1 rRNA gene is annotated in these 2,495 nt (G+C 56.8%); it reads right to left on the bottom strand.

The features are described 5' to 3' along the window. Positions 1-22 precede the first annotated feature (22 nt). Positions 23-2,495: ribosomal RNA gene (locus ACFYZ3_RS38425) — 23S ribosomal RNA — on the bottom strand; the annotation flags it as partial.

Genomic DNA, 2,495 nt, shown 5'->3' with positions numbered 1-2,495 from the left:
AACACAGTGGACGCGAGCAACTGAGGACAAGCCCTCGGCCTATTAGTACCGGTCACCTCCACACCTCACGGTGCTTCCAGATCCGGCCTATCAACCCAGTCGTCTACTGGGAGCCTTAACCCCTCAAGGGGGTGGGAGTCCTCATCTCGAAGCAGGCTTCCCGCTTAGATGCTTTCAGCGGTTATCCCTCCCGAACGTAGCCAACCAGCCATGCCCTTGGCAGAACAACTGGCACACCAGAGGTTCGTCCGTCCCGGTCCTCTCGTACTAGGGACAGCCCTTCTCAAGACTCCTACGCGCACAGCGGATAGGGACCGAACTGTCTCACGACGTTCTAAACCCAGCTCGCGTACCGCTTTAATGGGCGAACAGCCCAACCCTTGGGACCGACTCCAGCCCCAGGATGCGACGAGCCGACATCGAGGTGCCAAACCATCCCGTCGATATGGACTCTTGGGGAAGATCAGCCTGTTATCCCCGGGGTACCTTTTATCCGTTGAGCGACGGCGCTTCCACAAGCCACCGCCGGATCACTAGTCCCGACTTTCGTCCCTGCTCGACCCGTCGGTCTCACAGTCAAGCTCCCTTGTGCACTTACACTCAACACCTGATTGCCAACCAGGCTGAGGGAACCTTTGGGCGCCTCCGTTACTCTTTAGGAGGCAACCGCCCCAGTTAAACTACCCATCAGACACTGTCCCTGATCCGGATCACGGACCCAGGTTAGACATCCAGCACGACCAGACTGGTATTTCAACGACGACTCCACCCACACTGGCGTGCGAGCTTCAAAGTCTCCCAGCTATCCTACACAAGCCGAACCGAACACCAATATCAAACTGTAGTAAAGGTCCCGGGGTCTTTCCGTCCTGCTGCGCGAAACGAGCATCTTTACTCGTAGTGCAATTTCACCGGGCCTATGGTTGAGACAGTCGAGAAGTCGTTACGCCATTCGTGCAGGTCGGAACTTACCCGACAAGGAATTTCGCTACCTTAGGATGGTTATAGTTACCACCGCCGTTTACTGGCGCTTAAGTTCTCAGCTTCGCCACACCGAAATGTGACTAACCGGTCCCCTTAACGTTCCAGCACCGGGCAGGCGTCAGTCCGTATACATCGCCTTACGGCTTCGCACGGACCTGTGTTTTTAGTAAACAGTCGCTTCTCGCTGGTCTCTGCGGCCACCCCCAGCTCACGGAGTAAATCCGGTCACCGAGTGTGGCCCCCCTTCTCCCGAAGTTACGGGGGCATTTTGCCGAGTTCCTTAACCATAGTTCACCCGAACGCCTCGGTATTCTCTACCTGACCACCTGAGTCGGTTTAGGGTACGGGCCGCCATGAAACTCGCTAGAGGCTTTTCTCGACAGCATAGGATCATCCACTTCACCACAATCGGCTCGGCATCAGGTCTCAGCCTCATGTGCGACGGATTTACCTACCGCACGGCCTACACCCTTACCCCGGGACAACCACCGCCCGGGATGGACTACCTTCCTGCGTCACCCCATCACTCACCTACTGCAAGTCTGGTCCGTCGGCTCCACCACTCCCCTCAACTCCGAAGAGATCAGGGCGGCTTCACGGACTTAGCATCGCCTGGTTCGATGTTTGACGCTTCACAGCGGGTACCGGAATATCAACCGGTTATCCATCGACTACGCCTGTCGGCCTCGCCTTAGGTCCCGACTTACCCTGGGCAGATCAGCTTGACCCAGGAACCCTTAGTCAATCGGCGCAAACGTTTCTCACGTTTGTATCGCTACTCATGCCTGCATTCTCACTCGTGAACCGTCCACAACTCGCTTCCGCGGCTGCTTCACCCGGCACACGACGCTCCCCTACCCATCCATACACCCGTTGGGGCTGTTGTATGAATGACACGACTTCGGCGGTACGCTTGAGCCCCGCTACATTGTCGGCGCGGAATCACTAGACCAGTGAGCTATTACGCACTCTTTCAAGGGTGGCTGCTTCTAAGCCAACCTCCTGGTTGTCTGTGCGACTCCACATCCTTTCCCACTTAGCGTACGCTTAGGGGCCTTAGTCGATGCTCTGGGCTGTTTCCCTCTCGACCATGGAGCTTATCCCCCACAGTCTCACTGCCGCGCTCTCACTTACCGGCATTCGGAGTTTGGCTAAGGTCAGTAACCCGGTAGGGCCCATCGCCTATCCAGTGCTCTACCTCCGGCAAGAAACACACGACGCTGCACCTAAATGCATTTCGGGGAGAACCAGCTATCACGGAGTTTGATTGGCCTTTCACCCCTAACCACAGGTCATCCCCCAGGTTTTCAACCCTGGTGGGTTCGGTCCTCCACGACCTCTTACAGCCGCTTCAACCTGCCCATGGCTAGATCACTCCGCTTCGGGTCTTGAGCGTGCTACTAAAATCGCCCTGTTCGGACTCGCTTTCGCTACGGCTTCCCCACCCGGGTTAACCTCGCAACACACCGCAAACTCGCAGGCTCATTCTTCAAAAGGCACGCAGTCACGAG

It is taken from the genome of Streptomyces sp. NPDC001599, assembly GCF_042893535.1.
In the GTDB taxonomy this organism is placed as follows: Bacteria; Actinomycetota; Actinomycetes; order Streptomycetales; family Streptomycetaceae; genus Streptomyces.
Note: the sequence above shows the minus strand (reverse complement) of the source record. Positions and strands in the feature narration are given on the sequence as shown.